The organism is Paraburkholderia sp. EG287B, from assembly GCF_040965595.1.
Taxonomy (GTDB): domain Bacteria; phylum Pseudomonadota; class Gammaproteobacteria; order Burkholderiales; family Burkholderiaceae; genus Paraburkholderia.
This window is the reverse complement of sequence record NZ_JBFRCG010000022.1, coordinates 73,267-99,539: the sequence shown is the minus strand read 5'-3', so window position 1 is coordinate 99,539 and position 26,273 is coordinate 73,267. Positions and strand designations below refer to the sequence as shown.

The 26,273-nt window shown below is 56.9% G+C and carries 22 protein-coding genes and 1 pseudogene; 4 read left to right on the top strand and 19 right to left on the bottom strand.

From position 1 onward, the window contains the following. Positions 1 to 53 precede the first annotated feature (53 nt). A complete protein-coding gene (locus tag AB4Y40_RS33990; protein ID WP_368691567.1) occupies positions 54 to 1,184 on the top strand; it encodes a sialidase family protein in 1,131 nt (376 codons plus the stop codon). Positions 1,185 to 2,040: 856 nt separating this feature from the next. On the opposite strand, the gene AB4Y40_RS33985 is transcribed toward AB4Y40_RS33990, so the two are convergent. From AB4Y40_RS33985 to AB4Y40_RS33905, 17 genes are all read right to left on the bottom strand, one after another. Then, positions 2,041 to 3,177, bottom strand: a complete 1,137-nt coding sequence (locus AB4Y40_RS33985) for an acyltransferase family protein (RefSeq protein WP_368691566.1) — start codon at positions 3,175 to 3,177, stop codon at positions 2,041 to 2,043. A 79-nt stretch (positions 3,178 to 3,256) separates the two neighbouring features. Continuing rightward, positions 3,257 to 4,192, bottom strand: coding sequence for an SIS domain-containing protein (locus tag AB4Y40_RS33980; protein WP_368691565.1), 936 nt, complete (start codon positions 4,190 to 4,192; stop codon positions 3,257 to 3,259). Further along, positions 4,170 to 4,964, bottom strand: coding sequence for a 3-deoxy-manno-octulosonate cytidylyltransferase (gene kdsB, locus AB4Y40_RS33975; protein WP_368691564.1), 795 nt, complete (start codon positions 4,962 to 4,964; stop codon positions 4,170 to 4,172). Before kdsB ends, AB4Y40_RS33980 begins: the two co-directional genes overlap by 23 nt. Beyond that, complete coding sequence (locus AB4Y40_RS33970) at positions 4,948 to 5,499, bottom strand: KdsC family phosphatase (RefSeq protein ID WP_368691563.1); 552 nt, start codon at positions 5,497 to 5,499, stop codon at positions 4,948 to 4,950. Before AB4Y40_RS33970 ends, kdsB begins: the two co-directional genes overlap by 17 nt. Beyond that, a complete protein-coding gene (gene kdsA, locus AB4Y40_RS33965; protein ID WP_368691562.1) occupies positions 5,496 to 6,341 on the bottom strand; it encodes a 3-deoxy-8-phosphooctulonate synthase in 846 nt (281 codons plus the stop codon). Before kdsA ends, AB4Y40_RS33970 begins: the two co-directional genes overlap by 4 nt. A gap of 19 nt (positions 6,342 to 6,360) precedes the next feature. Beyond that, positions 6,361 to 7,497, bottom strand: coding sequence for a glycosyltransferase (locus tag AB4Y40_RS33960; protein WP_368691561.1), 1,137 nt, complete (start codon positions 7,495 to 7,497; stop codon positions 6,361 to 6,363). Continuing rightward, the gene (locus tag AB4Y40_RS33955) at positions 7,494 to 8,480 is read right to left on the bottom strand and encodes a glycosyltransferase (protein WP_368691560.1); all 987 of its coding nucleotides are present in this window, start codon (positions 8,478 to 8,480) and stop codon (positions 7,494 to 7,496) included. Before AB4Y40_RS33955 ends, AB4Y40_RS33960 begins: the two co-directional genes overlap by 4 nt. Next, entirely contained in the window at positions 8,477 to 9,007 is a 531-nt protein-coding gene (locus AB4Y40_RS33950; RefSeq protein WP_368691559.1) for a serine acetyltransferase, read from the bottom strand. The genes AB4Y40_RS33955 and AB4Y40_RS33950 overlap by 4 nt, the downstream gene beginning before the upstream one ends. Position 9,008: 1 nt before the next feature. Further along, complete coding sequence (locus AB4Y40_RS33945) at positions 9,009 to 10,208, bottom strand: capsular biosynthesis protein (RefSeq protein ID WP_368691558.1); 1,200 nt, start codon at positions 10,206 to 10,208, stop codon at positions 9,009 to 9,011. 27 nt (positions 10,209 to 10,235) lie between these two features. Next, positions 10,236 to 11,468: an oligosaccharide flippase family protein gene (locus AB4Y40_RS33940; RefSeq protein ID WP_368691557.1), complete on the bottom strand. Its 1,233-nt coding sequence runs from the start codon at positions 11,466 to 11,468 to the stop codon at positions 10,236 to 10,238. Positions 11,469 to 11,544: 76 nt separating this feature from the next. Then, entirely contained in the window at positions 11,545 to 13,779 is a 2,235-nt protein-coding gene (locus AB4Y40_RS33935) for a polysaccharide biosynthesis tyrosine autokinase (protein WP_368691556.1), read from the bottom strand. Between the two features lie 43 nt (positions 13,780 to 13,822). Next, positions 13,823 to 14,257 carry a low molecular weight protein-tyrosine-phosphatase gene (locus AB4Y40_RS33930; RefSeq protein WP_368691600.1) on the bottom strand — a complete coding sequence of 145 codons (435 nt, stop codon included), beginning with the start codon at positions 14,255 to 14,257 and terminating at the stop codon, positions 13,823 to 13,825. Beyond that, a complete protein-coding gene (locus AB4Y40_RS33925; protein WP_368691555.1) occupies positions 14,254 to 15,366 on the bottom strand; it encodes a polysaccharide biosynthesis/export family protein in 1,113 nt (370 codons plus the stop codon). The genes AB4Y40_RS33930 and AB4Y40_RS33925 overlap by 4 nt, the downstream gene beginning before the upstream one ends. A 300-nt stretch (positions 15,367 to 15,666) precedes the next feature. Next, entirely contained in the window at positions 15,667 to 16,734 is a 1,068-nt protein-coding gene (locus AB4Y40_RS33920) for a sugar transferase (protein ID WP_368691554.1), read from the bottom strand. A 125-nt stretch (positions 16,735 to 16,859) separates the two neighbouring features. Then, positions 16,860 to 17,336: a helix-turn-helix domain-containing protein gene (locus AB4Y40_RS33915; RefSeq protein ID WP_368691599.1), complete on the bottom strand. Its 477-nt coding sequence runs from the start codon at positions 17,334 to 17,336 to the stop codon at positions 16,860 to 16,862. Positions 17,337 to 17,464: 128 nt separating this feature from the next. After that, on the bottom strand, positions 17,465 to 17,728 hold the full coding sequence (locus tag AB4Y40_RS33910; RefSeq protein ID WP_368691553.1) for a hypothetical protein: 264 nt from the start codon (positions 17,726 to 17,728) through the stop codon (positions 17,465 to 17,467). A 276-nt stretch (positions 17,729 to 18,004) separates the two neighbouring features. After that, a complete protein-coding gene (locus tag AB4Y40_RS33905; protein WP_368691552.1) occupies positions 18,005 to 19,171 on the bottom strand; it encodes a porin in 1,167 nt (388 codons plus the stop codon). A gap of 471 nt (positions 19,172 to 19,642) precedes the next feature. Between AB4Y40_RS33905 and AB4Y40_RS33900 the strand changes: the two genes are divergently transcribed. Then, complete coding sequence (locus AB4Y40_RS33900; RefSeq protein ID WP_368691551.1) at positions 19,643 to 20,647, top strand: GlxA family transcriptional regulator; 1,005 nt, start codon at positions 19,643 to 19,645, stop codon at positions 20,645 to 20,647. Between the two features lie 153 nt (positions 20,648 to 20,800). On the opposite strand, the gene AB4Y40_RS33895 is transcribed toward AB4Y40_RS33900, so the two are convergent. Continuing rightward, positions 20,801 to 21,550 (bottom strand): helix-turn-helix domain-containing protein, encoded by a 750-nt coding sequence (locus tag AB4Y40_RS33895; RefSeq protein ID WP_368691550.1) that lies wholly within the window; start codon positions 21,548 to 21,550, stop codon positions 20,801 to 20,803. Positions 21,551 to 23,372: 1,822 nt separating this feature from the next. Between AB4Y40_RS33895 and AB4Y40_RS33890 the strand changes: the two genes are divergently transcribed. Next, positions 23,373 to 23,771, top strand: a complete 399-nt coding sequence (locus AB4Y40_RS33890) for a hypothetical protein (RefSeq protein ID WP_368691549.1) — start codon at positions 23,373 to 23,375, stop codon at positions 23,769 to 23,771. 633 nt (positions 23,772 to 24,404) lie between these two features. Here AB4Y40_RS33890 and AB4Y40_RS33885 read toward each other — a convergent pair. Beyond that, positions 24,405 to 24,685: pseudogene (locus AB4Y40_RS33885) on the bottom strand (transposase); the annotation flags it as partial. A 665-nt stretch (positions 24,686 to 25,350) separates the two neighbouring features. Between AB4Y40_RS33885 and AB4Y40_RS33880 the strand changes: the two are divergent. After that, entirely contained in the window at positions 25,351 to 26,229 is an 879-nt protein-coding gene (locus AB4Y40_RS33880) for a helix-turn-helix domain-containing protein (protein WP_368691548.1), read from the top strand. The last annotated feature ends 44 nt before the right edge of the window (positions 26,230 to 26,273 follow it).

Sequence of the window (26,273 nt, the reverse complement as noted above, 5' to 3'; positions counted from 1 at the left end):
GGAGTCGCCAGGCAGGCAGGCACCTTGCCCGCCTCAGTTGCAGGCTTTCGCTCATGCTCGTCAGTGTCCTTTGCGCCTGCGGGGTGGCCGCCTCCGCAAAAGGGCCAACGAATATCGCTCCCCCAGGTCGCGTAATCGCCCATAGTGCTGCATCCACACGCGTATTCCTTGGATCCCCGGCGTTGGCGGTGCTACCCGATGGTACCTATATCGCTTCCTACGACACGTTTGGGCCGGGTTCGACGGAAGATTACGTGACCGTCATGGCGTCGCGTGACAAAGGTCAGAACTGGACTAAAGAGAGCACGGTCACCGGCCAGTACTGGTCATCGCTGTTCGTCCTTGACAACGCGTTATATTTGATGGGAACTGATCGGGCAATGGGCACGCCCACCATTCGCAAATCCGTGGACCGCGGCTCTACATGGACTGACGCAACCGACGCGTCTACTGGACGATTCAATCTGCCGGGGCGTTACATCACGGGTGCAGTTCCTGTCGTGGTGAGCCAGGGTCGCGTCTGGCGCGCCTATGACGTGGTCGAAGGCGGAGATTTGCGCTCACTCGTCATGTCCGCCCCGCAACACTCGAACCTCCTGGATACGCAGAACTGGACCGTATCAAAACATCAAGCCTCTAACCCTGCGTGGCTGCGCGGAAAGTTCATTTCGTGGGAGGAAGGCAGCGTAGTTCTTCTCAAGAACGGACCGCCAGAAATCCTGCTTCGCGTCAATACCCGGAACGGGGTTGAGAAAGCAGCAATCGTCCACGTCGGGTCCGATGAAACGACGCTGAGTTTCGACCCAACGCGCGACTTCGTCGACATGCCTGGCGGAGGCAAAAAATTCACCGTCCGGTTTGACCCAACCTCACAACGGTACTGGTCCTTGACAAACGCTATACCTGCGAACGACGGACATGAAAGCCTCGAACGCGTTCGCAATACCCTTGCATTGATTTCGTCCCCCGACCTGCACAACTGGTCTGTTTCCTCTGTCGTCATGCGGCATCCTGACGTGAAGCGACACGGCTTTCAATACGTGGACTGGGAATTTAGCGGTGACGATATCATTGCGGTGATACGCACGTCCTTCGACGATCCCGAAGGCGGTGCGCAAAGTCAACATAATTCCAACTACATCACGTTTGCGAGGTTCCCCGATTTTCGCCGTGACGCGCATTAACGGCAATTCTTTGTCGCTATAAACGCGGATGACGCCAGTTGTCGCACTTAACGCCGCGCCTTGCCGCCCCAGATCAACGCTATCCCTATGATCTTGAAGCCCACGGCCGGCGCTTCCGGTCGTCGCTGACTGGACCACGCCTTGATATCAGATGGTCTTCCGCTGTAGTTCGCACCGGAGTCTCACAGAAGGCGGCCTGCTGCGGACGTCCTGCCGGCGATGTCAAGGCGCACCGCATTCTGCCATGCGGGGGGGGAAGGCGCCAATCTTCAGCAGGTGATACCACTGTCTGCGTCGCGGAGGCATGTGCGATATGAACCACATTGACCTCGTGCGTGCCGAACTCCCATTTCGGCGCACGCCTGGATAACGCCGTACCGCCGCTGCAGCGCATGCCATCAAACCTGTACGGTATTCCTCCCGAAGGGCGCTCCGGAATTCACATCACAGAACGCCTTCCCTCAAGCCTGATCGCCTCCCTCATCTACTTAGGGACTACCACTACGTGTCTCACTTACGATGAACGCGAACTGCTGCCTGTCTGGAACATCGTCGAAATGACGCACCGTACCCGCCCCATCGGAACGGAAAACCGCCAGTCGGTTGCTGAGGCACTCTTAGTGGTTCGCTGCCACTCGCCGGATCCGCATCGAGCTCGCTGACCGTCGAAAACGATGACCCGAACTTCGGAAACCGCTACGGGACAGGGGGCTGAGGTTCGCGCCCACCTCAATCAGCTCCTGACAATCGGTTTGCTAACTTCCCCGCTGATGATCCGACCGATTTGCCTGGTCGCGGATTGCCTCGTCAGCTCTTTCATCCAGTGCAGTGCAAACCGGCTGCCGCCCTGCAGCCTTCACCTCAGCGCGAACCCACGCGACAGAAGTTGCTTCAATCTCGCCTTGTTCTCAACCAGAGTCGACGTAACGCGTGCGATGCAGACCACCAACGCGAACGTCCCGATCCCGATCAGAATCCTGCTTGTCGGTGACACTCTAAGCACCGCCTGGGTCACGCCAAACACAAACAGCAGGATTGGAAAATGAATGATATAAAGCGTGTAAGAATACTCTGCGCTCTTCGAAAGGAGCTCGTCCGATGGCGATCGCCGATCCAGCACCAACGCTATCACGCAAGAAAATAGTAAACCTATGAAGAGATTGAAAGCTACGATGTAGTGCCAGTTTGCTCCAGCCTGCCCTCCGGCGGCGTTAAAGCTCTGAACAAAGCAGCCTGCGAACCCGATCGATGCCCCACCGAAAAGGACTACGCCACCACAAAAAAACCAGCGTAGTTTTCGCGATCTGGCGCCGGAATTGTGGTGCACGCAAAGCAGGAATCCGGCAGCCCAAACTGCACCATACGCAACGAACTTCATGTCCCGAAAGCCAAGCAGGGCAATGAACGCAAGAACTACCGGCCAATATCTGGGCGCCTGTCTGAAGGCCACCGCTGCACCTGCGATCGCATACAGCCACACCTCAAACGACAAGCTCCATAGCGGTCCGTTCACACGTGGCGTATGGGTGACAAAACCGTTCAGAAACAAGGCTGCTCCCAATAGTTCTTCCGGGACGATCTGAAAGCCATCGGCAACGAGGTATCTTTCCGGCGAGAAATGGCTTGACCCGGAACTGAATACCGCCGGACTCAGAAGGCTTAGGGCCAGTATCAGGAGGAGCGAAAGCACCAGAGGCGGAACGATACGCCAGGCACGGGCAGCGGCATAGTCGAGAACGCGATAATCGCCCTCGGATATCCTGGATGTTATTGACTTGCAGATCAGGAATCCGCTCAATACAAAGAACAACATGACAGAGGCCTGGCCGAGGATGAGCGAATACGCGTGAATACCGGACCAGTACGGTGCGACAAACACCTGCTCGATATGCGTTGCCACCACCATGAGTGCTGCCAGACCACGGCACGTGTGGATAAATCCGGAATTCTCGTCCGATAGCCGGGAGAAGCCACTCAATGACAAACCGCTCATACATCCTCCGACAAACGAATCATGTCTCGCGTGGCATTCCCGTCTGAAAAGGGGAACGCCACGCGCTCGCTCCGCTCTCTCACTTCTTGAACACCCCGACGACGTCGGCTCCATCGAACACAAGCAGCGCGTTGATCTTCTTCTGCTCCATCACCAGCAGCGCATCCTCAACCCGTGTCTCTGGAGAGACCATTGCTGGCTCAACAGACATCATGTTCGCCGCAGTGGTTCGTAAAACCTCGTTGCCGTGCCGCTCGATGGCACGACGCACGTCTCCGTCGGTCACGACGCCCCAGCCGGTATCGAGCCGCACAATCGCGAGCCCAAGACGTCCACGTGTCATAGCTTGCAGTACGTCGATCGCCGGTGTGCCGTGGCTGACGAAAGGCAGATCCCTATGGGCCATCTCGTCACTTACTGTGCGGAGCAACCGCCGACCGAGCGATCCACCCGGATGAAAACGCGCAAAGTTTTCCGGTTGAAACCCCCGGACTCTCATCAGTGTGATCGCCAACGCGTCGCCCATGGCGAGCGTTGCAGTTGTCGATGCCGTGGGAGCGAGCTGGAAAGGGCAGGCCTCTGCATCTACACCGATGTCAAGGTGAATGTGTGCCGCGCTCGCAAGCGTCGACGCTCGATTACCGGTCAGTGCAATCAGCCGGTTTCCATTGTTTCGCAAGAATGGAATCAGCTTGATCACCTCGTCAGTTTCGCCCGAGTTCGAGATCGCAAAGAACGTATCTGCCGGCACGACCATTCCCAGATCGCCGTGATAGGCCTCTCCGGGGTGCATGTAGAAGCTTGGCGTGCCGGTGCTGGCGAATGTCGCCGCTATCTTCCGACCGATGATCCCCGATTTGCCCATCCCACAAACCACCACGCGCCCGCTGGATGCCAGGATGGTCTCGACCGCGACCGAGAAGCCTTCGTCAAGTCGACCTGCCAGTGCTGAAAGCGCACGCGCCTCGATGTCGAGCACTTCACGGGCGGACTCAATATAGTTCAATTGATTCATGACCTTGCCGTTTCAACATAGTAAGAATGCGCTCAACGTCTTCGGGCGTATCTACGCCGTGAGGTGGCGACTCAGGCCAATGCATGACGTGAATCTGCAGTCCCAGCCACAATGCACGTAGCTGCTCCAGCCTTTCGAGCGATTCGAGTTCACACGGCTCACTAGTCGCCAGCCGTTGCAGCGCAGCGTTCTGATATCCGTATATTCCGACGTGACGGCGGAAGACGCCCTCCACCGCTGCGGGCCGACCGTCCCGGCAAAGCGGAATCGGTGCCCGGGAAAAGTACAGAGCGCGCCCTTCCCTGTCGACGACCAGCTTCACGATATTTGGGTCATCAATCTGGATAGCGTCCTTGACAGGGCAAGCGACCGTCGCCATCTCAAGGCGGGGAACGCTTTCACAGAACACAGCAAACTCCTGCAGCAGAGCGACTGGCACCAGCGGCTCATCACCCTGCACATTGATGACGATGTCGTCCGGTCGCCATCCGGAGGCCCTGGCGACTTCCGCTACGCGGTCGGTACCAGACTGATGTCCGGAGTCAGTCATCGCAAACGCTATCTGTCGTCTCCTCAACACGTCAGCGATACGCTCATCATCGATCGCTACCACAACCTCCGTTTCCGGAAGAGCACGGCGAACCCGCGAGTACACACGCACGATCATCGGCTCACCGGCCAGATCGATGAGAGGTTTTCCCGGCAAACGCGTAGACCCAAAGCGCGAGGGGATCACGATTCGCAGGGCTCGGCGTTCACTGGGTGACATCATGACGACTCCAGAGTTGAAAGAGCGGTCGATACGCGTCCTCCAGCGACAGCCCTCCACACGTAAGAATATGATCGGCCACCTCGCGAGCGACTCCTTCACCGCCCGCACGTGACGTCACGTGGCTGACACACGAGCGAACCAGCGCATGCGCGTCTGCAGGCGCATACGACACACCCACGCGCTCGATCACGCAGAGATCATTCACATCGTCTCCGACATACGCAGTCTGCATGTCGTCGACGCGGAGTTGCTGCTTGATCGATTCGAATCCTGTACGCTTGTCGTGACACCCGGTGACCACAGCGTCCACACGCAGTTGCGTCACGCGCCAGGTGAGCGCCTCGCTGTGCTTCCCAGACAGGATCGCGGAACGGATCCCATGCGCACGCAACAACGCGATCGCGACCCCGTCGTGTGCGTGAAAGCTCTTTACGCGTTCGCCGTCAGCGCTTACATGGAGACGACCGTCAGTCAGGACACCATCGACGTCGAACACGACGACTGATATTTGACCCGAGTAGACGACGGCGCTCATCGGATGGCGAGCGGCTCAAACCGCTTTACAAGCTCATCGATGGCCTTCACCTGTGCAAGAAACGGCTCGAGCAGGTTCAACGGCAACGCGCTCGGCCCGTCACAGCGCGCACGATCGGGATCAGGATGGGCTTCGAGGAACAGGCCGGCAATGCCAAGTGCGATGCCGGCGCGCGCCAGGTCGAGCACCTGGCTGCGCCGCCCGCCAGACGCCTCGCCGTGCGGATCGCGGCATTGGAGGCTATGGGTAACGTCGAATATCACCGGGCAGTCTCCCGACGCCTCCCGCATCTGGCGAAAGCCCAGCATGTCCACGACCAGATTGTCGTAGCCAAACGCCACGCCACGTTCACACAGGATGACTTTGTTGTTACCAGCCTCGCGGCACTTCGCCACCACGTGCTTGACCTGAGCGGGGCTCATGAACTGCGGCTTCTTGACGTTGATGACGCGCCCAGTTTTTGCGATCGAGACCACGAGATCGGTCTGACGAGCGAGAAACGCCGGTACCTGAAGCACATCAACGACGTCAGCAACCGCTTCAGCCTGCGCCACTTCGTGTACGTCGGTTATGACGGGCACCCCGAAGCGGTCTTTGACGATCGCCAGAATGGAAAGTCCTTCTTCCATTCCGACGCCGCGGTATGAGTGGATCGACGAACGGTTTGCCTTGTCGAAAGAAGCCTTGAAGACGAGGGGAACTCCAAGCTTCCTGGTGACATCGACGAAAACTTCGCAAGCTTCAAGTGTGAACTCAAGACTCTCAAGAACATTCAGGCCGCCAAATAACACAAACGGCAACTGATTTCCGACTTCAACGTTGGCGCTGATCGATACGCTCATTTACATTTCCCCCGAGGAATTACGATGTGTGCTGCCGCAAAATTGTGCGGTCGACGTTGTGGTGCCTTGATCGCTGCCGGCGGTTCAACTCGTCCTCATATACGGGCGCGAGCTGTTGAAAGAATCGCTTCTCAGTGAACCGGTCTTTTGCCTCGATGCGCGCGCGCGACGCGAGGCCTGCACGGAACTCCGGATCATCAATAACCCGTCCAAGCAATTCCGCCCCTTCAGCGGCGCTCGAGAAAATGGCGCCCGTTTCGAGATGCCTAACGACATCGACATTCCCTGCGCAATCAGACACAATCGCGGCGCTTCCCGCCATCATTGCCTCGACGACTGAAACCGGCATACCTTCCCATGACGAGGTCGACAGATACGCATCGGCACGTTCAAGCCACGACCGTACGTCACGGCGGGAGAGCCATCCCGTTATGATCACCCCGGCAGCACGTAGCTCCTGCTTCAGGGCGTCGTCCCCGTCCCCAATCCACACGAAGCGGGCCTGAGGACGGTCAAGCCGCCGGGCAATCTCCGCGAACAGGCCCGGATTCTTCTGGGGCCGCACGCCACCGACCGTCACGACACAAAAATCATCGCTCGCTTTCTGCTCTTCGTTCTCACCTGGTTTCGCCGCATGCGCCTTTACCGCATTCTCGACAAGCCTCACGGGCTGCCGCAACCATCGACGCACAACTTGCTGCTCGCTCTCCGAACAAGCGACGTATACGCAACGTCGCAATGCGGCGACGCGCTCGAGACCGACAAATAGCAACCGCTTCGGAGTTGAGATGTCGCGCCGCATGAACGAGATGCAGTGAGGACTATAGAAGAATGCTGTCCGACGCAATGCGAGAAGTGTGGAGATACGCCCAAGAAATCCGGCAAAGGACGAATGCAGATGCACGATGTCCGGATTCAGGCCGATCAACTTCGAGCGCAGCGCCGGGACAGCGCGCATAAGCGAGACATCTTTCATCTGCACATGGTGCAATCTGACATTCCTGGCGAACAAGCCAGGTAACGCTGCGGGCGTATCGGGACGGATTGAATAAATCACATCGACCTTGTGGCCCTCGCGCGCAAGCCCGTTCGCGATCAAACAAACCATCGACAATGTGCCGGTTGCAGTCGACTCCAGAATATGTACGATCCTCATCGCGTTTGCCCTCCCTCGTTGACTCTCTCCCGTTGATGCGTCATCAGGGGCGCCTGTCCCGTAGCCGCGCCGATGCGTTCAAGCACCCCAGAGCGCTCAATAACCCGGCTCCATTCGAGCGGCACGATTTTTCTCGGGTCGTTCCGCTGCAGCGCTATCGGAGCGCCTGAAAACAGTTCATCGAATATCCGCGGTCCGGTTACATGGCACCGAATGTCGAGTTCACGCGCAGCGAGCACATTCGACGGAGCGTCGTTGCAGATGATTGATTTTCCGAGCGCGGCGTACTCCAGAAGCTTCGTCGGCGTCTGGAAACAATGCGGTCGGTGATAGGGGAAATAGCAGATCGCGTGGTCGGAACGACGGACGATACGCAGTGCATCCTGCTGTGGAACGCGACCCGTGAACACGATCCCCGGCACATCCCGGAACTCATCAAAAATCGATTGCTCCGGTCGCCCGACAAGAACCAAAGCTTCTGATGGATCGCGATGAGCGTTGCGGAATGCCCCCAACACCTTGTGAAATCCGCGCTCGCGGCTCATTTCGCCTATGTAGCAAAACTTCCCAGCCGGTATTGATCTCGCACCGTCGTCGGTGACGTCAAAGATCCAGTCCGGAACGCCCATCGGGAGCAGCAGGGATGGAACACCGTCGTTGAAGGCCATCGCGTCCCGCATCCGCTCGTTCTGAAAAATGCGCAGATTCGGCCTGAGGTTCAGCGCGCGTTTGATCCAGTCTTTGACGAACGCCATCCGGCCGACGGAAAGAGACCGGTAGTCGTGAACCACAAATCTTGCGGGCGGCAGCGCACGATAGAGACCCATGATGCACCAAAGGACTGCTCGACGATTCTCCGCTACGCGATTGAGCGTGCCCAGATCTCCGTGCTCGACTGGGACGCCTCGTTGCGTCAGGCAATCGCTATATGCCGCGATCTCGGGATAGTTCGCTTTACCTGGATGAAGGATAAATACGCTCACTGGACGCAATCCCCCGTATTGAGTATCCGCGCCGGCACGCCAACGGCGACAGCGCGCGCCGGGACGTCAGTGAGCACCACTGCCCCTGCACCTATGCGCGCATGATCCCCAACCAGCACATCTCCAACCACGACACAGTGGGCGCCGAACTCCACGTGGTCACCAATCTTCGGCACGCCGCTGATCGAGCCATCGCGCTGGATAGTGTTTCCGAGTGTGACGCCGTGGCGCAGCGTGCAGTATTCGCCGATGACGACGTATCCGTTGATCACCATTCCAGTTCCGTGAAACAAGGCGAGTCCCTTTCCAATCCTCGTTTTAACTGGTATCTCGATTCCCATTAGCCAATCGCAGACGAAGATGTACAGGATGATGAGAGGTGCCCCGCATATGAGCGTCACGGCGCTTCTACAGGCGAGATAATTGACAATTCGGAAGAAGATCATCACAAATCTCGTCTTGAAATATGGATTCCTTACGAAGTCCAAAACGACTGCATCAAGTGTTTTTCTGAGCGTAACTGTCATTTCAATGCTCGATAGAAAATACCTTGCGGGCGGCCGCCGGAGCAATCCCGTCCGAAGAGAAATAATCAACTCCGTCGATCAGGAATGAATGTATGTATTTCAGCAGCCGCGTCCGGTCGAAGTTCTTGTAGAAGCAGCGCCCCAGCGAAATCACACGCTTTCCGTAAAGCAATCCCTCGAGTCCTACTGTCGAGTTGATCGTCACGACTGCCTGTGCATGCTTGATAAGATCGGTCGTCGGCGATGACACCAGAGTAAACTGACACCTATCCCGCATAGCCTCTATTGCACTGATCGCAGACTCGTCATTTTCCGCCGGATGAAGTTTTACCAGCAACGCAGCATCCTGCGTAGCTGCGAACTCCAACGCATGCCGGATCGCACCCAGGTTATCGATCTCTGAGTGCAGCTTGATCTGTGTATCGCCCGAGACCTGAAGAGGCAGAAACACGTAGCGCCGCGTCGACAGATCGGAGGCGACGTAGTTCTTGATGTCACCTGGTGTCCGGCCGCCATTTCGTGCACGAATGCTTGCAAGACGCTTACGCCCAACACCCGAACTCGCGAACTTCAGAACGTAATTCACTCCCGAGACGAGCTTTCGCTTCAGCGAAGTTCGAGCCTGAGGCAACGGTCCGGACTTGGCGCTTTCGTAATTCATCAGCCAACGCCGGTGCGTCTCCTCGTCTGGCAACGGAAGCCGATCAATCACAGCAGGATCCCGACAGATGCTGGAAAGTGCATTGACACCCGACGAATCCACGAAGAGCTTGCCGGGGAGATTGGATATCTCAAGGAACCTCCGCGGAACCCCATGTATCAGGCACGCGTGAGAAGCAGCCCGGCAGACCAGTTGCTGACCGTTCCACATAAAACACTGGGTCACGCTAAACCGTGTCAGGAGCGACGACACACGACGCACCACCGCGCCGGATTCTACGCGCGCGCGTTCCCGACTCACCTGCCCGTTTAGCACCTCAATCGAGCGATCGTAAGGATATTCTGTGCTGGATTCGTCGACTTCCATTGATCGGTTTCTGACCTTGCGTAGGTAGTATGAACGGTACCCCGCACACTTCAGGCGAAGATGGGCAACTGGCTCACTCGTCAGAAACAGGAAGTCATACTCGCCTCGAACGGCATGCACGAGCCTCGCGGCGAAGTAGTATCTCTCGAGAGAGTCAACGACTATCAGAATCATCGGTAGATCTCCGTTTCCCTTTCTCGATTAGACAGCTGGGCTCAACCGAACCAGATTCGCGTTGAGCACGCGATACGTAATTCCTATTCCGCCTGCCATTAGTGCCGCACCTGCAAGCGAAAATGTGAATACGCTTTCTTCTGCTGACAGGTCGAACCATCTCGCAATACATAGAGCAGTCAACAGGGAGATTCCAGACAGGAGCTGAAACATGAAGTCGGTCCGCTGCGCACGCGTCGCGAGGAAGATCTGGGAAAGCGGGACGTAGATGAGTTGCAGCGCGAATAGCGGTACGAGGCTATTGAAAAATCGAACGGCACCGTACCACTTCGATCCAAAGAGCCACGTCACCACCGGGTCAAATAGCACAAGGCCGCCAATTGCGTAGAGAGCTGCTATTCCAACCAGCGAGCGCGCGTAGATGCGGTAGACGTTAGGCAACGCACTTCGTGCATCTTCGCGAGCGATCGCACCGATAGCATCACGCCTAAAGACCCCTCCGATACTCTGGCCAACCAGCGAGACGGGGAAGAAGCCCAGCCGGTACGCGAGGGCGAAATACCCAGCAACGTGCGCGCCATACCAATGCGGTATCACAATTGCCAACGCATAAGTCAACACGGACGCGCAGATCGTCGACGGCAGGATGTACGCAGCAAATCGCCTGTTGTCCGCAAAGAATCTGGGCGACAGCTTGAAAGCGTATCCACTTCTGCTGCCGATCACTGCGATCACCGCTGCCATCACAATCGCGACGCTGGCCGTCGAAACCATGTACGCGTCAAAGAGGCCAACCTTCGCACAAGCCGTACAGACTTGACCCAGTAGCAGGTACGCGAGAAAGCCGCAATTTGTGACCACCCTCGACACTGTGATCCAGCCGTACCACCGCATGCTGTTCAGGAATGCGCCAGCGGCGATCTGCGTGAACGCGGCGAATGCATAGCCCACGAGCGCATAGTATTCTGCGCGCCCAGCGACGGCGACGACCCCTGCGAGCAGCGTTGCCGATGCCAGCGCAAGACCCATTACGTTGACAAGTGCGCCAAAGGACTCGCGCGGACTGTCGCTGACGCACGCGAGCTCGTACCTCAGCGCTAGCAGCGTCCCGCCGAACGTCGCAAGTGCAAGCTGATAGTTGAACTCCCCCAGAGCGCCAGGACCGTCCCAGCGGCCAATCAGGAAGATGCACGCGAACAATGCCGCTTGCCCTGACACGACACCCAGGAGCGATATGAGCGAGTCCCGCGGGTTGACCATTAAATTACCTCCGGGGTGAGATCCGGCAAAGTCGACCCGACAGCTCGGGCTCGATGCGCGTTGAGGCGTGCACGCGTCACTCTTCTGCAGCCGTACCGTACTGGTACGCGACATAACGATAGCCGCCATACTTGTAGCCATACTGGCCGAGACGGGGGTTGACGCCGTTGAATATCACACCGCTGACCTTGACGCCGTTCTGCGAGAAGCGCTTGGTCGACTCCGCGATCTCGCCGAGACGCGTCAGCCCCGCGCGTGCCACAACAAAGGTGATACCAGCGAAGCCCCCGAGAATACCCGCTTCAGGCGCCGCCAGAATCGGTGCAGTATCCATGATCACGATGTCATACTGCCTCGACAGATCGTCGAGCACAGTCGACAGTCGGCGCTTAAGTAGCAGTTCCGCCGGGTTCTTCGGAATCGTCCCGGTTGTAATGAAATCAAGTCCGTCTACAACATTCCGGTGGACAACATCCTCGAGCCCCGCTTGACCGGCAATCAGATCGGTCAACCCACCGGCACGCACTACGCCGAAGTAATCGTGCACGCGACCGCGTCGAATGTCGCCGTCAATAAGCAGGACGCGCTTGCCACCGCTCGCAATGACCGCCGCGAGATTTGTCGAAATAAAGGTCTTCCCCACACCTGGCGTTGGACCTGCAATCAGCACGATATTGTTCTTCGCCTCGAGCATTGCAAACTGCACTGCGGTTCTCAGGCTGCGCACGCACTCGACAGCGGGTTCACCAGGAAAATCAACTGACAGCAGTGTTGCCTTGCCCCGCCTCTGCATTTTCTTTCCGTCGCCAGGATCGTTCTGATGCTCGCTATACGGCAACGTCGCGTAGACGCTGAGGCCGAGACGGCGCTCTATCTCGTTATGGTCGGTGATTCCGTGAAACAACATCGAACGTGCGATCGCCGTTCCGCACCCCACGAGTAGTCCGAATAGGAGCGATGCGATTACGACGAGGGGCTTTTTCGGCTTGACAGGGAGCTCCGGAATCGCAGCGACGTCAACGAGGCGGACATTGCCGACCTTGCCTGCCTGCACGAGTTGCAGTTGCTGGACATTGTTCAGCAATGCCGTGTACAGGTCCGTATTGACCTTTACGTCGAGCATGAGCCGGACAAAATCCTGCTGAAGATCGGGAAGTTGACGCATCTCCTGCTCAGTCGAGCTCGCATATCCGTCGAGGGCTGCGATCTCCCTGTTGATGGCAATCACGCTCGGATGGGTCGCGGTATAGTGCGTCAAAAGTTCAGCGCGCTTTTGCTCGAGCTCCAGCAAACGAGTCTTCGCATCCGAAGACTGCGCGAGCGCGACTTTGGCTTCCTCGGTGAGGTCAACCGTACCGCGCTCATTCCGGAATTTGGTCAGCCTCGCCTCAGAATCAGCAAGCTGCTGCTTCAAGGCAGGAAGTTGACCCGTCAGGAAGTCAAGTGACTGAGCTGCCTCGGCTGACTTCCGCTCGATATTCTGGCGGATGTACTGGTGGCCGATCTCGTTCATCGTGGAGCTCACCCACAACGGATCGGTATCCTGGATCGTCGCGACGACGACATCCGACTGCTTGACCTTCTCCTGCACATCCAGTCGGTCCTGGATATCGTCAATGGTCCGTTCCCTCGAATTTCGGACCAGCACGAATACCGCGCCGGCATTCGCGTCAATGGAATTGACGTGAAGCACGATGGGGCCGCGCGGCGTCGTGATGACTTCCTTGCGACCGATCTGGCCGATGAAGTCCTGGTCGAGGTCACTTCCGCTCAGGGAGTACCGGTTTGCGTCGAGGACGGTCAACTTGAACCTGTCCTGCTCGTATTTCCGGGGGACGTCGAACTGCGATACTGCGATACTTTCTCGTCCCCAGGCAAAGCCTCCAATGCCAGCGATGCGCGGCTGCGAAAGACCGTCATAGTGCCGTGAGATAAAGCTTCCGATCACAGGGAAGCGCTTCGGTTGGGCATCGATATAGAGCTTCAAGGCATCGACCGTTCGCGAAACTACGAGGCGCGAAGCGACGATCTGGGTTTCTGCCGCAGCCGACGATTTCACGTCAAAGAGCGATGAGATGTCACCCAGCAAACTCTTCGCCGCAGAAGTATCCGGACTGTCCTCGACCTGGACCATGATGCTTGCTTCAAACACTGGCTTTGCGAGAAGCGCATACGCGACACCGGCCACCAGGAAGCACGCGGTTATTGTCGCGATGAGCCATCGGTTCTCAAGCAGGGTATCGAGCACCACAAAGAGGTCTCGATCACCATCGTCTGCAGTCTGCGGCGTTGGCACAGGAGTATTAGTCATGTCTTTTTAACGTACGACGGGGTTGCCCGCCGGATATCTCGGATCACAGCGCACTAAAGCGAGTCGTCCACTCAGTCAGGCAGACTGAAATCAGTTCGGCGCAACGCTCGAACTCCGATTTCGGTCGGCGGTATGGATCTTCGACATCAATGTCCAAAAACTCACCGAGGCGAAACACCCTGCCCCGTGTAAAGGAGAACTGGCTTTCGATCTGACGTTTTTGCGCTCCATCCATTGCAAGAATTACGTCGGCCGAGGAACACAGGGAGCGCGCAATCTGCGTCGCACGATGACCGGTGATATCGTGGCCACGTTCGCGCATCACATCACACGCGTATTGCGCAGCGGGCATCCCGACGAGTGCGTTCAGCCCTGCTGAGGCTACCTGTTGCCCCTTGAGAAGCGAACCAAGCATTGCGGCAGCCATCGGGCTACGACAGAGATTCCCTTCACAAACAACCAGGATTGAGTTCATTATTTCGTGACGATCGCGGCGGTCAGACCAGCGTTGATGGCTGGTAACAGGAGGCTCAACACGCGGCTAAAGCGCACCAGGCCATTACCATCGACATACACAACGTCCTTCGGATGCAGCTCAAACTGGTTTGCAAGAATCATGGCGACCGGAGACGCGGCGTCCAGATGGAAAATTTCCGGCTGCTTTTTTACTCCACCACGAATCACATAAACCTGTGCCGCATCCGCAGTGTTTGAATTGATACTGCCGGCCTGAAGGATTGCCTCGCTGAGCGTCAACCGCCCGTCGCGCATAGGCAAAGCCGTAACGGGCTTGTTCACCTCCCCCATGACATATACCCCGCTGTCTTCGCGAGGTAGCACACGGAGCAGATCCCCATCCTGAAGAAGGATGCGCGAGGGGTTCTGCCCCCGAACCGCCATTTCCGTCAGGTTTATGCGCTCTGATACGCCGTTGCGCACCAGGACGACGCGACTCTGATCAGCGGTTGACTCGAACCCGCCTGCACGGCTGACAGCGTCGTAGAACGTCATGGGAATATCGTTCAGCGGCTGTGAGCCGGGCGCATGTACTTCGCCTTCGATGTAGATTTGCTTCGCACGGTAGGACGCGACCCGCACACTGACCTGTGGGTCCTGGAAGCTCTTGCTGAGCCGCTGCGTCAACAGCACCTGTATCTGCTCCGGCTGCAAACCGGCAACGCGTACTCTGCCCGCATAAGGGAACTGCAACGTCCCGTCCTGGTCAACGACGAAGCCCGGCGGCGCGTCGGCCGCGCGCGTTGTCGCCTGCGGTTGTGCGCCGGCCGCCACCGCGAGTTCGGGGTGATCCCAAACCGTTATCTGTAGTACATCGCCTCGACCGATTGTGTACGGGCGCGGGACCACCGAGATGGCCGAGGTGCCGTCCGGGGAAGTCGCCTGCGCGTCCCTCAACTTCTGGATCAACGCAATGTCGATATTCGTAACGGGTACACCCAGGGCCGCCGTCTGCTCATTCTTTCCGTCAGGTCCGATCTGACTGGCAGCTGCAAGCGTCGCCGGCTGCTCCATGCGCATACCCGGCGAAAGTGAGCACGCGGACAACGCGGCTGCCACCGACAAAACCATTAGTGTCAAACCGCTCCGCCCCCGGCGGAACTTATCAAGGGAATAGCACGCCCCTTGCGACACACTTCGCATTCGTCTTTCGTACACTCGTCCACTCGTATCTGTTGTGTTGAAGTTCTGGCATGCTCGCGATCCGATAGTGCGAATACGGCGAGCGGACCAGAGATCAGACTTGCAATGCACCTGCCCGCCCCCCCGACGAAAGCGCGACGCCTCTGAGCGAAGAAACGCACCACTCCCGCTAGCTTCCGCCGTTTGGCACGGAACCAGGACTGGACCAACGGCGGTCAGCTGTTGACATCAGTACGCGCCCGAACCACGCAGTACGACGCTGAATGTTCTGGCCAGAATCGACACGTCGCGCCATATCGACCAGTTCTTGACGTAGGCAACGTCCAGCGCCACGCGTGTCGCATAATCGGTGTCATTGCGCCCGCTGACCTGCCAAAGTCCGGTCATTCCGGGGCTGGACATCAGGTAGTAGCCAACATCGGCCCCATAGCGGGTGAGTTCGGCTTCGACGATTGGTCGCGGACCCACCAGGCTCATTTCGCCCTTCAGGACATTCACCAGCTGTGGCAACTCGTCGAGACTGGTTTTGCGAAGAAAGTGGCCGATTGACGTAATTCGAATGTCATTTTTCAGCTTGAATTCTCTGTCCCATTCGGCGCGGGCATCGGCGTCCCGCGCGAGAAGTTCTTTAAGGACCACATCCGCGTTCGGAATCATCGAGCGGAACTTCAGGCACTTAAAGCGTCGACCGTTTCTGCCAACCCGCACATGACCGAATATCGCACTTCCCCCGTCACGCCTGACCAACCATGCGAGTCCGAGCAACGCGGGGGAAAGCAGAATCAGCAGTGCCGCGGCACCAAGGATGTCCACACCACGCTTTATCATCCGGTTTACTACCGCCCCAACCGTGTCCTGTCTCTTATGAGCAGGATCCCTACCATCTGCCACAGCGGGCCGGCGGCGTGCGACGCGCTCGATCTTTCCATAGATCGCGAGCGTAAGCGCGCGGAAAATGAGAAGCCCGATGCCGCTCGTAACCGTCCAGTATGCAAACCACAGGCTCGACAGGATTTGCGCCTTGTGCAAGACATACAGCAACAACGTTGTCGCTCCCTGAACAACGATCCACGCGAGAACCGTTCGGCTGAACAGGTTGAGCGGCGAATATCTCGAGCCAGAGTCGTAGATGCCGCAAGCTGGAAATACGGATAGCGCCAGCGCCGCGGCGAACGCAACAAGCGAGCCATCAAATACGTGGTGTTCAGGTCCTTCCAGCGTACCGCTGAAAAACGGGACAACTGATCCGAAAACGATCAATCCGACATCTACGGCTCTTCTGAATATCGAGTTCATAATTTCGGTATCCTAATCGAACGCAAGCGAGCGCTAGCGATCCGTAGATCACCAGGTCAATTCATACACGACATGGAAGGAGGTACATCACATGATTGCTGCGTCAGGTGTGACACCCCGCCTGGTCACACTTCAGACTTCAGTTGAACGTGGGTCGTTTCTACCGCACATGCTTGCGTTGGGCAGTTGAACAAGCCGCCTGTTCTGCTGCGCACCCCAGCGCGATATTCAGTCGGAGTGGTCTCAAGGTGACGGCGAAACAGGTTCGCCATGCAATTTCGCCCAACAAATCCCGCCTGACGCGCAATTTTCTCTATTGACAGGTCCGTTTGTGCGAGCAGCGAGCACGCCCTCTCAAGACGAGCACGTCGCAAGAATTCCCGTGGAGACACCCCTAACGTCTGCTTGAAACGCCTCAGGAAGGTCCGCTCACTCATGGCCGCGCGCTGTGCCGCTTCCGCTGTTGACACTCGATTTCCACAGGCCAATTGGAGATTTCTCGCGGATACCCGCACCACTCCTTCAAATCGTGCGTCCCGCTGTACCTTTCTCGCTGGACGATTTCGATAATTCAAAACGATGTCAGTTGTGGTCGCTTGCATTGCATTGCTTCCATCGCCGCCTGATGCAGACATCAGTGCGGAGTCTTTGATAGCCGCCACGCTGCTCACCCCCGTACTCATTTGCCCCCTGCCGATCACTGACACATCGGAGCGCTTCCCAGACCGGTTCAGCCTTTCCTGGGTGCCTTGCACCTCTTCGCATCACCAAATTCAATTTGAAGCGGACTATCGACAACACGCGCCGCCACACGGAACGACAGTGCTGGTCCGATCAGAATAAATCCGCACACCTTCGAGACGAGGTGAGAAATTCCTTGATCACTAAGACCGGCAAGTTCGCACTTCGCGATCGTCAATCTTGATCGATCCGACAGTTCATCTTTCGGATCAAAAATATCTCTAGGTGAATCATCGTCGTTGCGTCGCATCATAACTTCTTTCTCGAATAGCGCAATAACCCTGTCTGAACCCGCCAATGAATTGGCCGTCTGATGCGCATCTGTAAATCTTTATCTGCGATATCAGCATATATTCCATTCACCTAAATTTGGTTCGCGATACTACGTTATCTTTTCATCAAAAGACGCGATTTCCCATCTCCAGTAGCAAATCACTAAAGACAAACAAAAGAGGACGGACCGTGAGAAGCAGAGTGACATAAAAAAGGCGCCAGGAGGCGCCTTGATCTTTCGAAGAAACTGCGAGGTCTAGAACCGATGACGCATGCCGATCGTGACCGCGCCTTGCTTCTGTGTGTTCGAGTCCGCGCTCAGCCCGTTCAGATAAGCCGACACGTGGCCGGAATTCCGGCTGACGTGCTGGAGGTTTCCTTGCAGATAAACATCGGTGCGTTTGGACAGCGCATAGTCTGCCTGTGCCGATACGGTGTTGTAGATCGGATTCACGCCACCGCCGAGGTCAGTACGCGTATAGGTGTACGCCCCGGCGAAGCTAATAGCGGGCGACAACGCGTAACGCACGTTACCTTCAAAATTCTGGAAGCGCGCACTGTTAGCCCGGAAGGCTATGCCGCCGGACGCACCGGATTGGCCCGAGGAGATTACGCCGCCGAGCGCATCTGACAGGTTGGTTTGCGTATAGACCACGCCGGCGACAACTGGACCAAATGCGTAGCTCAACCCACCACCGAAGGTACGTTGCCGACCAGCAAGGAAGGTCCACTCACCGGTCTGTGCGCCGCTTGCGCTGGAACCCGGTCCGCTATTCCCGAACACGGTCGAGGTAATGTCGTTGTTCAACTGGAGGTAGCCGGCGGCTACGGTAAGGCCACTCCACGCGTAGGACGCGCCAAAGCTATAGGCCCGATTGTTCGCGAACTGCGTGCTGTTCGAGAATGAATAGGTAGCGCCAAATTTGAAGCCTGCGTAGTTGAGGCTGGTGTATTTGACCGTATTATTGAATCTGACTGAGTTGTTCAGATTGTCGTTATCGAATGGATGCGCGGCGATCGTGCCACCGTATTGGCTACCTGTGATTGAGAGAGGCGCGAGGTAGTCAACCACGCTATCGTACTGCCGGCCAACCGTCACTGCCCCATACTGATCACTCGCGAGACCGACAAACGCTTGTCTTCCGAACATGCGCCCGGATTGCCCGGCAGTACCATTCGCGATACTAAAGCCGTTCTCCAGAGTGAAGATTGCCTTCAGGCCACCGCCAAGATCCTCCGAACCGCGCAACCCCCAGCGACTGCCATTGACCGTTCCACTCTTCACCTGCCACGTATTGGCGCCGCCCCGTACATATGTGAAGCCGGCGTCGATCAGGCCATACAGGGTGACGCTGCTTTGCGCCTGGGCTGCCGTCGTCAAATTAGCAGATAGAACTGCTGCGGCAGCGATCTTGTATTTCATCTTGCAACCCTATGAATGTACGACTCTATAGAAATCAGGCCACCTGGAATGACTCTGGGTTTGGCAGAAGGGCTCTTCCGATACGTTCTCGGCTCGATCCAGTCTATGAAGAGGAAAAGGTCGGACAGCCGGCCAGTTTATGGTCTCTGTATGCTGGGCGACTATATCATCGGCAATACTTCTCCCACATCGCCAAAACGTTCTTCAATTCCGCCATTTTCCTGATTGAAACGTCGGATATCGCTCAACGACCGCATCGCTCCATCCACTTGCACGTTCGACTCGCGCAGTTATAGTCGAAGCTACCGGTCGGTATGTTAGACCACGGGACGATGGCGATTGAATTGTCGAAAACAGACAAAACTGCGACTGATCTCGCCACAGTCGCATTTCGACAATTTTCGCTACGTAGGATGATCAGGTCGTGAGGCCGAAGGTCGGGTTGGTCATAAGAATTTTCAATAAAATGGGATGAAGATGGGGCCTTTGATCGGGAATTCCGGGACGTTGCAGCCGGGCCAATACCAAGGTGGCGAGCAAAGGCAAATCGGTCTTTTCTTATGTGATCGATTTGCACTGGCCGATATGGCTATCATTGTCGAAGCTTTCCGTGCCTTGAACGCGGCCATGACGAGGCATGAGACACACGCCGTCCGGTACGACGTACGACTCCTCTCTTCGGCGGGCGGCAGGATAACCAGTTCGTCTTCGGTAAGTGTCTGGACGGATAGCGTTGAGAGCCTCGTTGCCGCGGACTCGTTCCGCGCGATTATCCTTTCCGGTGGTAGTGGAATCCGCGACTTACTGCGAAACAATCAATTTTCGAGGTGGTTGCATCGCGTGCAGGAGAACTGCGATCTGCTCGTCGCGATTGGCGAGAGCAGCGTTGCCCTCGCACAGCTGGGAAGATTGACACACGATATCGCACTTGCGAGCCTGAACAGTCATCCCTGCAAGAATCGCCAGACTCAGGTGATCTCCGCCGACGGTGCGATTTCGGCTGCGGTCGCGGTCATCAAAGGCGAACACGGCGATGTTATCGCGACGCAAATTGCGAAGTCCATAGATCCGCAGTTCAGCCCGGGTTTGACGGATGACATCCGACGCGGCATCGCAGCGACACTCAGCCAACCGATTCAGGATGCAGCACATTGGATCTGTGCGAATGGCAATCGGGATATCTCGCTGGACGAGGTAGCGCGAGTCGCCGCTATGAGCAGTCGTAATTTTCTGCGCAGGTTTAAGCAGGAGGTGGGAATGAAGCCTTCGGAGTATCTACTGAAAGTTCGCCTCGACATGGCATGTCGGCTTCTTGCGCAAACCCGTCTTCCGGTCGAAAAGATTGCGCGACGCAGTGGGATAAACGGCGGGGGCAGACTATCGAAACTCTTTCGCGAACATCTTCAACTCACGCCAACCGAGTACCGTGTGGAGCATTCCGATATGGAGCGTGACCGGAAGCGATCAGGAGGTTGAACGACGATCGACCGCACCTTTTCCTGTGCGGAAACCCTCACCGGACTCCGGGCGCGCATCGGTCTCGGAGACGAGCCGGAAATTTAACAAGCTGCAGCGAACCGTCAAAAAAAGCGACGCATACCAACACCGCCCGCAAAGCGAGTCGCTGCGTCACGCTAGTTTCTTTTTCTCTCGGTATTCAGTTGGCGTCAGTGAAAAGTGCTTTCGGAAAAGCTTTGAAAGAGAGCCACCACCACTCAGTCCGCAGCGGCGGGCAATCTTTTCAACCGGCAAGTCGGTTTCGACCAGCAGCTGGCAGCAGAGCTCCAGTCTGGAGTACATGAGGTACTCGGAAGGAGTTATGCCGATCTCGATCTTGAACCGGCGCAGAAAGTTGCGCTCGCTCATCGCTGCAATTTGCGCGACCTCTGCAATCGAGACTGATCTTTCGCCGTTTTCTTCGATCCATCGGGCAGACTCGAGTATGCGTTCGCTCGCACTGCTTGACGCGCGCTCACGCGCTGCTGACATCAATCCGATCTCTTGACGACCGGGCACCGTGATATCGGTAATCGCCCTCGGAATAGTCGCGCCAAGGTCTTGCCTGATGAGTTGTAGCGCACGCTGGACTGGCCCGTTGAATGGTTCGATATAGGCGTGAGCGGCCCTGCGCGCGATACCGTCGTCGGCGTTTCTGCCGGCGGGCCACTGGCCCGACTGATCTGAAACCCCGGCGATTGTCAGCAGCGCCTTCGAGTCTGACATGGGGATCAGGTTGGCGGCCTGGCTGCTGACAATCCGGATGCGCTCCAACGTCGTCTCGTTGCCAGACAGCGCACTGTTTCCGGGTCCGGCGATGAACAGGGCATCGATTGGCCCACTCTCATCCGTCTGTTCGAGAGGTTCGGTCCAGACAGACACCGACGATGAACTCTCGAGTCGGCCGCCCTGGAGGGACGTTAGCTGAACGTCGTAGAGCGGTTGGACGCTCCTCGCATCATGGGGTAAGGAGTTGCGATTGGCTGCATGGAATACCTCAAGGACCGTCGCAACCTCGGGGAGGCGAAATCCTGAGAAGAGAAGAAAAATTATCCTCTTTCTCAACCTCGGAACTGGAACTTCGCCTGAGCGGCCACCGCGAGCAATACTGTGACTAACGAAATTCCCCATCGCATACCCCGATATTAGACCTATTTTCGGCTTTCGTTGAGCCGAATTCCTAGAAGGCACTATCGTACCTAACTTACAGTCATTTCCCGCCATCGATGGCGAAATAGTTACACGTCTTGTCGGACTGGAACTAATCAGCAGGAAAGCACAAATTTTCGATATCAAGTAAAAGCATTTAAATACAGTGCGTTAGCGATTACTACGCATAGACCCTGAAGAGATTTCCTGTATTTTTTACCTGCCGAATGCTAACTGACGCCCTTCCATTTAATTTCGATCGTCACACACATGCTTTCTGCATTTTATGCAATCCTGTTATCCCTTGAAGGCGGGCAATCCGCGGTATGCTATTCGCATATTTCCAAAATAACGTGCGGCCAGCGATCGTAGCTTTATCACATTGCCCGGGGCTGGCGGGAATAAGAAAGACAGGCCGCGCTATCACGGCCACGTGTCCCCAGAGCTGAATCATCGACTACGCGGTGCGCCTGTAGCGTTGGCTCAAGTCGGTTTGCGCGACGTCAAGCAACTGCGGCTTGAGCGGGAGGTAGCCATAGGCCTGCGACAAGGCCCGCCGCTGGCGCACGAAGCTCGGTGCCGGCATCGCGCAGTGCGCCAGGGTTGCCCGGCGCGAGCCAAGGATGCATGCAGCGCCTGGACGAGGCGTTCGTGGCGCTGCACGGCGAGCAGCGCGTGTGGTGGCGCCGCGGACGAAATGGCAGTGAGGCTGGAGATGCTGCGGCAAGAGCGCCGCGAGAAGGCTGTGTCAAAGCTTCCTGCAGCGGACGCCAGCATTCGAATCCAACGCTGCGTAGGAGCGCCACGGAAGGTTGTCGCAGTCATCCGGGCGGCGAAGGCGAAAAGTATGAAGTGTTCCGGCGTGGAGCAAGTGCTCGTTAATGCTTCGAGCGCGTGTAATCGGAACGAAATCAGTCAACAACCCATGCGCGGGCGCGAACGGCAGTTGCGGGGCAAGCCGCAGCGCATGCGGTCCTTTCTGTGCTACCCGATCCAATCCGGCCGCACTTTGCCTTGCAATGCCACCGAATGACGGCCTCTGTCAACGCGCCCAACTCAAGGCGAGCGGCTGACGCCGCGCGAGATTGAACAATCGGCGAAGCAGCAGCCGGCAACCCACATTCGTAAGGATGCCGATGCGACATCAGATAAACCGCCCCTCTCCAACAACGCGGCAAACCTGAGATGAGTCTTCTTCAATACGGAGAGGAGCGCCCCATGGAATATCGGTGCAGGGGCAAACCGCGTGCTCGATTGTCCGCGATGCTCGGTGCCGGACATTCCCAGATTATGAGAAATAGCGAATCCTGCTTGTTACGACAAATGTGTGGCATCGGTGTGCTATCGGCATCCGGAGATAAAAATTTAGGGTTTTCGGCAGTGCCCCAGGAGAATTCCCAGGAATTGTTAATTCTGACACTTTTTACGGTCGAGATCGCGTAGACTCCCTGGTATTCAATTGCGCACGGTCCTTCCGGAAGGGCATTATCAAGCGGGTCCGTGTGGCGGTTGATGAAACACCGCCTTACGTTTCACCTGTGGGTGCCAATGACCTATGAAAATCGCAATCCTTGAATCCGATGCCGAAAAGTTAGACAGAACCCTCGAAATGCTTTCTGCCTCCGGGCATTTGTGTTTCGGAGTGAGGAGCGATGACGGCGTGCGGCGGGTGCTTGACGACGTGTCGGTCGATCTGTTTCTTATCGACTGGACGGATCCCGACGGTGTGCGCTACGAGACGCTTACCCACCTCTCGCAGTGCGCGCCCGGTGTACCCGTCGTGTTGTGCGTTGCACCGCATACTCCTGATTCCGTGATCAACTCCGGCATGCAGTGTGGTGCAAGCCTGGTGCTCGAAAAACCGGTACGCGGCGTGGACTCACTCACGTGCCTGCACACCTTGAGCAACGACAGCTTCCCGTCGGTTTTCGCCGCAGCCACTCACGTCATGTGAGCGCCGATGGTAGGAACGCGCTCCCGCAGAGACACCCGCCCCTCCCACGATGATGTAAGGCCGCTCCCTTTTTCCCTGCCAGCGTTGCTGATCTTCCGTAGTTTGCCCGAAGCCCGTCATGCGCTCACGGACGTGCCGAGCGTGTGCGTGGCTTCGCCCCCGGGGTGAACACTTCCCTTGATGACCTCATACAGATGGCTTTCAGCGCTATGCCAGAAAGCCTGAACTGCCTTGCCACCGCATCGGCAAGTGTAAGTGGTCGTGCCGGTAACAGATGACCGCAGAAGCGCACTCTGTCAAGGTCATTTTTGACTGGATTGGGAATTTCCGCCATGTTCCTCCAGGCGTCTTTGCCAGGAAGGTGATACCCGTGTTGCCAGAGGAATTTTTTCGTTCGAAGCCCGAATCGTTGCGCTCGTGAGACCCAGTGTCCCACCGCCTTCTATCCGCCGGTGCGGTGACCGGCCTCATCCTGCATGCGCGTTACGCCGGAATCGCTTACCGGGAACATGCCCCATCTCAGGCATCGGTTGTATCAGCAACCTGGCAATGGTTCGGGCATGTCCAATTCAGACTGTTTCTTCTACGCGCGACTGACGCAAATTAACCTCTTGCCGACTAAACCTGAAGGGATTACGTCGACTTCAGCTCTGCGCCTTCGGGAATAACGCCGTCTTTCAGATATCGCCATAGCGCTATCGCGAGGCGCCGCGCGATAGCGCTATGGCGAGGCGCCGTGCGCGGCGGTTTGGTCCGGTCCCCTGAGTGCGCTCGTTGAACCAACGAGTGAGCGCGCTGTCGGGCTGGAAGCGAAGCCAGCACCACGCCATCTCGATGAGTAACGCGCGCACTCTCCGGTTGCCTTGCTTGCTGATTCCCTGGTCAACCTGGCTCTCGCCACTGTCGTAGGGCTGCGAGCATGCGGCTGGAATAAATTGCCGCGATATTTTCTGGATACTTTTCGCGCCGATTGGCATACCCAAAATGCATATTTCCACTTACGACTTTCTGATACGCATTACTCCATTGAAAAGCAGCGATGGCATGCGGATGAAGAAGCGCTTCAGCGTGGCGACTGCCGTCAATGTGTGCGTACAAGCAAATTGACGTTGTCTATTCTATTGATAGTTGTTTTACATGTTCAATGACCTTCCCCCAAACGTTTGCGTGTCCTGATCTCCACTCACAATAAGGCATTTCAACACATTGACTGTTGGGTGGGCCACATTTCCCGAAAGTTATCGAGCAATAGTGGCGAATAGCATATTTATTGCTTATGATCCGATCTCAGTTCAAAATAGATACATAAATATTTTCTGAATCTGCGCAGTGCGTTCAACTTGCGGCGAATGCCGCCAGACACTTCACGAACGTGTGGTGATTCTTCTTTTTCCATTGGCTTGGGTATTCGACTCAACGTAAGCCAATACGACCATTGAAAAGCGGGGTACTGATGGAGTGCGGAGGTGGCGGTCAACGAAGTCGCGTCGTGGAGTTTTGTGCCTCGCCCGAACCGGGCACAGTCAGGAAGATTGGAGCATTCCTCTGTAGCGGCTTTTCGCTTTCCGGACTGGCGTCCGTGCTTGAGTTGTTTCAGTCAGCCAATGCGCTGGCACAAGCGAACTATGCCGGCAATGGACATGCCGAATACGATGTTTCCCTGCTATCCATTACCGGCGGGCGAGTCGAAAGTTCATCCTCCGTGTCTGTCTGGACGGACAGGGTTGAGGATCGGCATCATGCCGGAAAATTTCACACGCTGTTCATTGCGGGCGGAGTTGCGCTGCGACACGTGCTGCGCGATGAGCGCGTGTTACGTTGGCTGCGCCTTGAATGCTCGCGCTGCGAGGCTGTCGTTCCGATCGGGGAAGGCAGAGCGCTGCTAGAAGCGGCAGGAATCGAGTGGGCGGGCAGCGCGTTAGATTGCGCGATGCGAACAAACGCTCGGGACTGCCTTATCGAAAACGAGTTCGCGGACACGAACACTGCCCCCCTGCGAGAGGCACTCTTGCTGATCGAACTGGATCTCGGAAGCGATCTTGCACGCGAGGTGGCAAGCCAGGTCATGCCGCGTCACCCGCGGACCGGTCCTACCGCGGCGATCCGCACGAATGTCTCAGGCCGGGTGAGCCTACGCATCCAGGCATCCGTACATTGGTTGGAAGCCAATGGTGATCGCCAGGTGACGATAGAAGACGCGGCACAGGTCGCCGCAATGAGCGAGCGCAATTTTTTGCGTCGCTTCAAGATCGAGATGGGCATCACTCCCTCGGACTACCTGCTCCATATGCGGATCAATATGAGTTGTCGCTTGCTGGTCGAAACCGACCTACCCGTCGACAAGATTGCGCGACGATGCGGGCTTGGCACTGGCGGACGGCTCGCGAAACTGTTCCGCAAACATCTCTCCACGACACCGACGGAGTATAGGACCAGGCGCGGTCATACGGTTGGGTAGCATCCCTTTTTGCCGGAATCCTGCGGCAGATGGGGCCCGCCAGC

Bases quoted from the DNA above. Each gene is read 5' to 3' on its own strand.
- AB4Y40_RS33890 (WP_368691549.1), top strand. From the start codon at position 23,373: ATGAAAATCGCAATCCTTGAATCCGATGCCGAAAAGTTAGACAGAACC.
- kdsA (WP_368691562.1), bottom strand. From the start codon at position 6,341: ATGAGCGTATCGATCAGCGCCAACGTTGAAGTCGGAAATCAGTTGCCG.
- AB4Y40_RS33950 (WP_368691559.1), bottom strand. From the start codon at position 9,007: ATGACAGTTACGCTCAGAAAAACACTTGATGCAGTCGTTTTGGACTTC.
- AB4Y40_RS33935 (WP_368691556.1), bottom strand. From the start codon at position 13,779: ATGACTAATACTCCTGTGCCAACGCCGCAGACTGCAGACGATGGTGAT.
- AB4Y40_RS33925 (WP_368691555.1), bottom strand. From the start codon at position 15,366: ATGGTTTTGTCGGTGGCAGCCGCGTTGTCCGCGTGCTCACTTTCGCCG.
- kdsB (WP_368691564.1), bottom strand. From the start codon at position 4,964: ATGATGTCACCCAGTGAACGCCGAGCCCTGCGAATCGTGATCCCCTCG.
- AB4Y40_RS33900 (WP_368691551.1), top strand. From the start codon at position 19,643: ATGAAGATGGGGCCTTTGATCGGGAATTCCGGGACGTTGCAGCCGGGC.
- AB4Y40_RS33910 (WP_368691553.1), bottom strand. From the start codon at position 17,728: ATGATGCGACGCAACGACGATGATTCACCTAGAGATATTTTTGATCCG.
- AB4Y40_RS33990 (WP_368691567.1), top strand. From the start codon at position 54: ATGCTCGTCAGTGTCCTTTGCGCCTGCGGGGTGGCCGCCTCCGCAAAA.
- AB4Y40_RS33970 (WP_368691563.1), bottom strand. From the start codon at position 5,499: ATGAGCGCCGTCGTCTACTCGGGTCAAATATCAGTCGTCGTGTTCGAC.
- AB4Y40_RS33985 (WP_368691566.1), bottom strand. From the start codon at position 3,177: ATGAGCGGTTTGTCATTGAGTGGCTTCTCCCGGCTATCGGACGAGAAT.
- AB4Y40_RS33945 (WP_368691558.1), bottom strand. From the start codon at position 10,208: ATGATTCTGATAGTCGTTGACTCTCTCGAGAGATACTACTTCGCCGCG.
- AB4Y40_RS33980 (WP_368691565.1), bottom strand. From the start codon at position 4,192: ATGAATCAATTGAACTATATTGAGTCCGCCCGTGAAGTGCTCGACATC.
- AB4Y40_RS33905 (WP_368691552.1), bottom strand. From the start codon at position 19,171: ATGAAATACAAGATCGCTGCCGCAGCAGTTCTATCTGCTAATTTGACG.
- AB4Y40_RS33920 (WP_368691554.1), bottom strand. From the start codon at position 16,734: ATGAACTCGATATTCAGAAGAGCCGTAGATGTCGGATTGATCGTTTTC.
- AB4Y40_RS33960 (WP_368691561.1), bottom strand. From the start codon at position 7,497: ATGAGGATCGTACATATTCTGGAGTCGACTGCAACCGGCACATTGTCG.
- AB4Y40_RS33915 (WP_368691599.1), bottom strand. From the start codon at position 17,336: ATGCAAGCGACCACAACTGACATCGTTTTGAATTATCGAAATCGTCCA.
- AB4Y40_RS33940 (WP_368691557.1), bottom strand. From the start codon at position 11,468: ATGGTCAACCCGCGGGACTCGCTCATATCGCTCCTGGGTGTCGTGTCA.